The following is a 7,962-nucleotide window of genomic DNA, read 5'->3' on the forward strand; positions in this document are numbered from 1 at the left end:
GACGTCGTCGAGGTCGCTGAGCAGTTCGAAGAGGATGAGGTCGTACTCGAAGTCGACGGCGAGGAGCACCTGGGGCATCGCGATCAGCTCCCGCCGGGGGCGCCGACGACGGAGAGGACGCTGCGGCCGTCGAGGGCGGACAGCACACCGGACAGCGCGGTGGCCGGGACGAAGACTTCGATCCGGGCCCCGTCGCCGACCCCGAAGCTGCCGACGTCACGGGTGATGTGGGCGACCGGGGCGCCGCTGACGATCTGCTCGGGGGCGCCGGCCTCGTCGTCGAGTCCCGTCGACTCCGATTGGGCCCACACGTCGACGAGGCTGCCCCGGTCGACGACCGAGGGCACCGATCCGGGAACGTCGATCGCGACGATCCGGCCCTCGAGTTCGGCCATCGGGGTCACCGCCGAGGCGGGCACGAGCTCCCCTTCGGCGATGACGGAGCGCACGCTCGAGTCCTGCGGCAGCGGCGTGTCGGCGGAGAGGTACTTGTCCCCGACGTCGGCGAGGTTGACCTCGGCGACGACGAGGTCGTCGGGCCCGAGCGCCTGACCGGGGACGAGGGATGCCGCGCTGGCCCAGACCCGGGTCGTCGCCGTGGCGGCGCTGACGAGGAGATAGGTGGCGACGATGGCCGCGATGACGAGGACTGCGCCGACGAGCAGCCTGGCGTCGGTCCAGCGGGGCGGGCGGAAACGTCTCGAGAGCTCCATTGCATCTCCGATTCGGGGGATTTTCCCATGACAGGAATTGCCGGTGAGTGATAGTATCGAGTATCAAATGGGGTCAAAGCAATGATTTCAGGCAAAACTGTTGTCGCTTGAGACCCTGTCATCGCTGGGAACAATGCCGTCGCTTGGAATTGGGGAGAACCGTCATGGTCGTCGAAAACCGTTTCCTGCCACTCACCGACGTGGCCGAACTGCTCAATGTCTCGATCGCTCAGGCGCGCGCCCTCGTGCGCACCGGCGACCTGCGCGCCATCAAGGTCGGCGGCCGCGGGCAGTGGCGCGTCGAGAAGGCCGAGATCGAGGCGTACATCCAGCGGATGTACGAGCGCACCGAGCACGAGATCAAGGCCGGCCTCCTCGACGACTGATCTCACGCGCCGCCCCTCACGCAAAGGGATTCACCCGCGCCTGCACTGCGGCGATCCGCGAGAGCGGGATGATCCGACCCGCGATCTCGACGTAGTCGGCGGCGACCATGTCGGCGCGCCCGCGGATCGTCCTGCCCGTCGCCCGCAGCTCGATGACGATCTCCTCATGCCAGGCGGCCAGACGCCGCAGCGCCGAACCCATGCCGAGCCTCTCCAGCGGACCCGCCCCGTGGTCGTGCCGGCGGGATCCGGTCCGCAGCTCGTAGAGACAGGCCAGTGACACGATCGTCACCTCCGTCCCGGCGATGACGCAGATCCCGGCACCGAGGAAGACCGCCGTCCCCGTGATCTCCCGACTCTCGGTCGTCACCCTGACCTCCTCCCCGAGGCTGCCGCGCAGGCGCTCGAGGAGAGTCCGCTCCGCGGCCTGCATCGCGAGCTCATCGGAGAACTCGCCGCGTCGGGCATGACGCTCGCGCCATGTGTGCATGGCTTCAAGGTCATCGAGGAAGGCGTCGATCCGCTCGTCCATATCGTGAAGCTTGCCCGAGTCCCGCGATGTCCGCAAGAGACCGAGCTAACTACAGTGTCGTAGTTCGACGAATACTATTGACATCAAATACAGTCAAACTGCATGATTGCTGAACATTCACACTTAAGGATGTTCACAATGTATCTTATCGGGCTCTGTGCCATCTCCTGGCTGTCTCTGCTCGGCGGCTTCGCCTCTCTGTGGGTGGCCCTCACCCAACCGTGGACGGTCAGCGACCTCGTCGTCCTCACGCTCGCCGGCGCGGCCGTCCTCGCGTTCGCCCGCCTCGGCCTCACGGCCCTCCTCGCGCTCGTCATCGCCGTGCTGCCGACCGGTCGTCTGCGGAATCGGCTCAGTGTGGCAGCGGTGCGGCTGACGCCCCGGATGCTCGCGTCGAGCGTGCTCACCGCCGTCGCCATCGGCTGCGCGGCCCAGAGCGCCGCCGCCCTCGGTAGCGGCTCCGGTCCGAGCATCGGCGGCAACGCCGGTCCGAGCGTCGCCGGCGCTCCGAGGGTTGCGAGTGTCGCCGGCCGCTCGGGTGTCGACAGCAGACCCGTGAGCGCCTCGGACCTGCCCGACCCGGGATGGCCGACGACTCCCGGTGCGCCGCTCGACCCCGGATGGCCGACCACCGACCCTGCCGATCCTCCGGCGAGCCCGGAACCGCCGAACAGCACTGATCCGCCCGACGGTGCGTCCGACACCGCGAATGACCCGGACGGCGAGACGCCCGACACCGACACCCGCGACCCCGACGCCCCTGCCGCGCCCGGCCCGGACGCCTCCACACCGACGGTGCACATCGTCAGCCGTGGGGAGAGCCTGTGGTCGATCGCCTCCGAGCTCACCGATTCCGATGACGCTCGCGGGACACTCGTGGACGCCATCCACTCGGCCAACCGGCACGTCATCGGCGCCGACCCCGATCTCATCATGCCCGGACAGCGATTGGAGATCCCCTCATGAGCGCACCCCTCGTCCTCACGCGCCCGGCCCGCACGACTGCCCAGGCCACGCGGCTGACCCGCAGCACCACCGGTGCGACTCCCCCGCGGCCGATGCCGCCGGACGATGACGGCGAACGGATCGCCGCGACGGCGACGTCTCTGGCGATCGCGTGCCTCGAGATCTTCTCCGGGGTGCGTCGCAGCGACACGATCGCCCGCTGGGTCGACCAGGAGCTGCTCGAGAAGATCGATCGGCGCGCTCAGGTGCGAGCGGAGATCGCCCCGACGAGACCGGTCCGCGACCATGCGGCCGAACGCACGCTGACCGCCGGGCGCTCCCGCGTGTGCCGCGTCGCCGAGACCGTCGCCGAGGTCACGGTCATGGTCCGCACGCCCGCGCGCTACCGGGCCGTGGCGATCCGCCTCGAACTGCTGACGAACCGCTGGACGATGACGGCGCTGCAGACCATGTGAGACCCGTCAGCGCTTCGCCTTCTTCTTCGCCCGGCGCTGGGCGCGGTTGGCCGGTGCCGGGTCGTCCGCGCTGTCGGCGTCGTCCTCGGTCACCGAGGTGCCGCCGTCCTCCGACGGCGCCGAGAGCTGCATCTTCGGGGTGGTGTGGCGCAGCTCTGCCGCGTCGACCTCGACCTCCGAGTCGTCACCGGATTCGCCCTGCGGCCGGTTGACGGTGACCTCGAGAGTGTCGGTGAGGCGCACGACGTCCTCCTTGATCCCGTCCTGCATCGTCGTGAACATCTCGAAGCCCTCGCGCTGGTACTCCACGAGGGGGTCGCGCTGTGCCATCGCGCGCAGGCCGATGCCGTTCTTGAGGTAGTCCATCTCGTAGAGGTGCTCACGCCAGCGCTTGTCGATGACGGAGAGGACGACACGGCGCTCGAGCTCACGGGTCGCCTCCTCACCGAGATCCTCCTCGCGCTGGGCGTAGAAGACGTCGATGTCGGACTGGATCTCCGCGTTGAGGCGGTTCTTCGTGAGGTTGCTCAGCCCGCCGACCTCCTCGGCGAGGTCCTCCTCCGTGATCGAGGGGGTGTAGATCTTGCCGAGCGCCTCGAAGAGCTCGTCGACCTTCCACTCCTCGACCGGGCCGGTCGTCGCGGCCTGGACGTATGCGTCGATGACCTGTTCACGGAAGCTCGCGACCTGATCGGCGAGGTCCTCGCCGTCGAGGACCTTGCGGCGCTCGTCGTAGATGACGGTGCGCTGGCGGTTGAGGACGTCGTCGTACTTGAGCACGTTCTTGCGCTGCTCGGCGTTGCGCTGCTCGATCTGCGTCTGCGCCGAGAGGATCGCCCGGGTGACCATCTTCGACTCGAGCGGGACGTCATCGGGCACATTGGCCGTGGCCATGATCCGCTCGGCGGCACCGGAGCCGAAGAGGCGCATGAGGTCATCGGTGAGCGAGAGGTAGAAGCGGCTCTCCCCCGGGTCGCCCTGACGCCCAGAGCGTCCGCGCAGCTGGTTGTCGATGCGTCGGGACTCGTGGCGTTCGGTGCCGAGGACGTAGAGACCGCCGAGTTCGATGACCTCCTCGGCCTCCGACTCGACCTTCGCCTCCGCCTCGGCGAGGACGTCCTGCCACTGCTTCTCGTACTCCTCGGCGTCCTCGACGGGGTCAAGTCCGCGCTTCTCCATCTCGGCGACGGCGATGAACTCGGCGTTGCCGCCGAGCATGATGTCGGTGCCGCGGCCGGCCATGTTCGTCGCCACGGTGACCGCGCCCTTCCGTCCGGCGAGAGCGACGATCGCCGCCTCACGGGCGTGGTTCTTCGCGTTGAGCACCTCGTGGCGGACACCGCGCTTGGCGAGGTGCTTCGAGAGGTATTCGCTCTTCTCGACGCTCGTCGTGCCGACGAGGACCGGCTGACCGGTCTCGTGGCGCTCGACGATGTCGTCGACGACGGCATCGAACTTCGCGATCTCGTTCTTGTAGACGAAGTCGGACTGGTCGACGCGCTGCATCGGCTTGTTCGTCGGGATCGGCACGACGCCGAGCTTGTACGTCGACATGAACTCGGCGGCCTCGGTCTCGGCCGTGCCGGTCATGCCCGAGAGCTTGTCGTAGAGGCGGAAGTAGTTCTGCAGGGTGATCGTCGCCAGCGTCTGGTTCTCCGCCTGGACCTTGACGTTCTCCTTCGCCTCGATGGCCTGGTGGAGGCCCTCGTTGTAGCGACGGCCCTTGAGGACGCGACCGGTGTGCTCGTCGACGATGAGCACCTCGCCGTCGAGGAGGACGTAGTCCTTGTCCTTCTTGAACAGCTCCTTCGCGCGGATCGCGTTGTTGAGGAAGCTGATGAGCGGTGTGTTCTCCGCGTCGTAGAGGTTGCCGATGCCGAGGTAGTCCTCAACGCGTTCGATGCCGGGTTCGAGCACGCCGACGGTGCGCTTCTTCTCGTCGACCTCGTAGTCGCGGTCGACCTTGAGTCGTTTGACGACCTTCGCGAACTCCTCGTACCAGCGGTTCGCGTCGCCTTCGGCGGGGCCGGAGATGATGAGCGGGGTGCGGGCCTCGTCGATGAGGATCGAGTCGACCTCGTCGACGATCGCGAACGAGTGCCCGCGCTGGACGAGCTCCTCGGCCGTCCACGCCATGTTGTCGCGGAGGTAGTCGAAGCCGAACTCGTTGTTCGTCCCGTAGGTGATGTCAGCGGCGTACTGCTTGCGGCGCTCGTCCGAGGGCATGTTCGCCTGGATGCAGCCGGTCTCCATGCCGAGGAAGCGGAAGACGCGGCCCATGAGCTCGGACTGGTAGGTCGCGAGGTAGTCGTTGACGGTGATGACGTGGACGCCGTTGCCGGTCAGCGCGTTGAGGTACGCCGGCGCGGTGGCCACGAGCGTCTTGCCCTCACCGGTCTTCATCTCCGCGATGTTGCCGAGGTGCAGGGCGGCCCCGCCCATGAGCTGGACGTCGAAGTGGCGCATGCCCAGCGTCCGGCCGGAGGCCTCGCGCACCGCGGCGAAGGCTTCGGGCAGCAGCGAATCGAGCGACTCGCCGTCGGCGACGCGCTTCTTGAACCGGTCGGTCTCCTCGCGCAGCTCGGCGTCGGACATCTCGCTGAACTCATCGGACAGCTGATTGATGGCGTCGGTGTACCGGCGGAGCTTCTTCAGCGTCCGGCCCTCACCGGTGCGCAGAAGCTTCTCGAGGATGTTAGCCACTTCTCTCCTATTCGGCGCGGGGCGCCTGACGACAACTCGAATGACTGTATAGGCCCTAGCTTAATGGCAGGTGAGTCCCGCACACATCCACCGACCCCGCCCCCAGCCACCGTCCCAGGGCGGTGAGTTCGGCGGTGAGCTCCTCCCAGTGCTCCTCCCCCGGCTCCCAGGTCACCTTGAGCGCGCGGAGCACTCCCGCCGGTCCGTCGCGGTGGACGTCGACGCGGGCGACGAGGCGGTCGCCGAGGAGGAACGGCATGACGTAGTACCCGTGCTTCCGCCGGGACGCGGGGGTGTAGATCTCGATGCGGAAGTGGAAGTCGAAGAGCCATTCGATGCGCGGGCGGTGGAAGACGAGCGGGTCGAAGGGGGCGAGCAGGGCTCTGGCCGCCGTCGCCCGCGGGGTCCTCGCCGCATGCCAGCGCAGGGCGGGCGTGCCCGCGACCTCGACCTCGACGAGCTCGCCGGAGGTGAGCAGCGTCTCGATCGCGACGTCGGTCGGGGCGCGCAGCTGGCGGAAGTAGTCGGCGAGGCAGTCCGGGCGCGCGACCCCGAGCGCCCGGGCGGCGATGCGCGTGAGGGCGAGCACGTCGTTGGCCGTCCCGGACACGCCCCGCGGGGGCTTGCCCGCGCCGCTCTTCAGCCCGAGGTCCGGGGCCTCCGGGGTGCCGTAGGTGAGGACCGGTTCGCCGAGGAGGGGGCTGACATCGCGCGGCAGCGCATAGATGCGCTCGAAATGGTCATTGCGTCCCGCGGAGCTCACCGCCCCGGAGACGAAGAGCGCTTCGAGCGCCGACTTCACCTGGCTCGGGTTCCACCCCCAGTGCCCGCGGTGGCGTTCGGGTAGGTCATGGTCGACGAGCTCGGAGACCGACCTGGCGGTCTGCGGTCCGTCCTCGAGCGCCTCGAGGAGGGACCGCTGCAGGGCCCGAAAGGCCGCCCCGGTCTCCGGGTGGCGCTGTCCGTGGTCGATGCGCCACCACTCCGCTCGGCTGCGGGCGAAGTGGCGCCACGTCTCCGGGGGCACGAAGGCCGCCGCGTGCGCCCAGTACTCGACGCCCATCCGCGGGTCGGAGTAGAGGAGCCGGTCGAGCCGACTGCGGTCATAGGGTCCCAACCGCGAGTAGAAGGGCAGGTAGTGGGAGCGCACGACTCGGGCGACCGAGTCGATCTGCGCCAATCCCATCCGCTCGAACGTCGCCTTGAGATGGCGCGCGGTGACCTGCGGCGGGCGGGGACGGTCGAGACCGGTCGCCGCGATCGCCGTCCGCCGCGCCGCCGCCAGTGACATCGTCTGCATGGCCCCACGATAGGCCACCCCACTGACGCGACCCAGCTCTGCCCGTTCGGCCGAGTCGGATCGGCCGAACGGCTGAGGTCGCCGCCCCCTGCCGCGCGACAGGATGGAGATCCCACAGCGGACCACCCTCCGGTCCGTCCCTCGAACACAGGAAGGACCTCTCATGAAGAAGGTCATCATCGCCCTCACCTCCGTTCTCACCGCGCTGGCCGTCGGCATCGGCGCGCTCTTCTTCTGGGAGTACCGGTCGAAGGCCCAGCTCGAAGCCCAGGTCGAGGACTACCTCGGCGGCTGCGACGTCACCGCCTCGGGCATCGAGGTCCACGGGCGCCCCTACATCCTCTCGGCGATGGCCGAGCGGGCCGAGCTCACCTACGTCGATCTCGCCCCGCAGGCCGGGACGAAGAAGGACCAGCTCATCGTCCACGAGCTCAGCGACGGCCGGGCGGCCCGCGTCTCCCGCTTCGTCACCTTCGACTACCCGCAGGCGGATGCGCGCCCCGTCGAGGACGAAGCCGGGGCGTTCACCGACCAGGCGACGATGGGCGGGAAGACCGTGACGTTCTCCGGCACCGCCGGTGACGGCAAGCTCGAGGTCTTCGCCGACGACCGCAGCATCGGCAGCCTCGACCTGCCGAAGGGTGCGACGCTGACCTCGGTGTTCGCCAACAACGACGGCGTCGCCGCGGAGATCGAGTACGCGGACCCGACGTGCGCTCGCGCCTGAGGACCGAGCATTCCGCCCGACCGCCCGGCGATGACTAGACTCCGAGACATGAAGACCGTCCTGACCTGGCTGTGGCTCGTGCCGGTGCCGCTCTGCCTGGGACTCGACATCCTCGCCGCGTTCGGACTGCTCACCGCGCTGACCACGGTGGCCGCCACCGTGGTCAGCGCCCTCGTCCTC

The 7,962-nt window shown here is 68.6% G+C and carries 8 protein-coding genes; 4 read left to right on the forward strand and 4 right to left on the reverse strand.

The features are described from left to right. Positions 1–83: 83 nt before the first annotated feature. Entirely contained in the window at positions 84–713 is a 630-nt protein-coding gene (locus ABD154_RS10845) for a hypothetical protein (RefSeq protein ID WP_344251270.1), read from the reverse strand. Positions 714–877: 164 nt separating this feature from the next. Between ABD154_RS10845 and ABD154_RS10850 the strand changes: the two genes are divergently transcribed. After that, positions 878–1,099, forward strand: coding sequence for a helix-turn-helix domain-containing protein (locus ABD154_RS10850; protein ID WP_137824735.1), 222 nt, complete (start codon positions 878–880; stop codon positions 1,097–1,099). Between the two features lie 16 nt (positions 1,100–1,115). Here the strand turns inward: ABD154_RS10850 and ABD154_RS10855 are convergent, their stop codons facing one another. Then, positions 1,116–1,631 (reverse strand): hypothetical protein, encoded by a 516-nt coding sequence (locus ABD154_RS10855; protein ID WP_344251271.1) that lies wholly within the window; start codon positions 1,629–1,631, stop codon positions 1,116–1,118. Between the two features lie 138 nt (positions 1,632–1,769). On the opposite strand from ABD154_RS10855, the gene ABD154_RS10860 reads away from it, so the two are divergent. After that, positions 1,770–2,597, forward strand: a complete 828-nt coding sequence (locus tag ABD154_RS10860) for a LysM peptidoglycan-binding domain-containing protein (RefSeq protein ID WP_344251272.1) — start codon at positions 1,770–1,772, stop codon at positions 2,595–2,597. After that, complete coding sequence (locus ABD154_RS10865) at positions 2,594–3,052, forward strand: Rv3235 family protein (protein ID WP_344251273.1); 459 nt, start codon at positions 2,594–2,596, stop codon at positions 3,050–3,052. Before ABD154_RS10860 ends, ABD154_RS10865 begins: the two co-directional genes overlap by 4 nt. A 6-nt stretch (positions 3,053–3,058) precedes the next feature. Here the strand turns inward: ABD154_RS10865 and secA are convergent, their stop codons facing one another. Together secA and ABD154_RS10875 are read right to left on the reverse strand one after the other, a co-directional pair. Further along, positions 3,059–5,755 carry a preprotein translocase subunit SecA gene (gene secA, locus ABD154_RS10870; RefSeq protein WP_344251274.1) on the reverse strand — a complete coding sequence of 899 codons (2,697 nt, stop codon included), beginning with the start codon at positions 5,753–5,755 and terminating at the stop codon, positions 3,059–3,061. Between the two features lie 55 nt (positions 5,756–5,810). Then, complete coding sequence (locus tag ABD154_RS10875; protein WP_344251275.1) at positions 5,811–7,055, reverse strand: winged helix-turn-helix domain-containing protein; 1,245 nt, start codon at positions 7,053–7,055, stop codon at positions 5,811–5,813. Between the two features lie 163 nt (positions 7,056–7,218). Here ABD154_RS10875 and ABD154_RS10880 point away from each other — a divergent pair, with 163 nt between their 5' ends. Continuing rightward, positions 7,219–7,782 carry a hypothetical protein gene (locus ABD154_RS10880; protein WP_344251276.1) on the forward strand — a complete coding sequence of 188 codons (564 nt, stop codon included), beginning with the start codon at positions 7,219–7,221 and terminating at the stop codon, positions 7,780–7,782. Positions 7,783–7,962: the final 180 nt, after the last annotated feature.

This window comes from Brevibacterium sanguinis (assembly GCF_039528855.1).
Lineage (GTDB): Bacteria > Actinomycetota > Actinomycetes > Actinomycetales > Brevibacteriaceae > Brevibacterium > Brevibacterium sanguinis.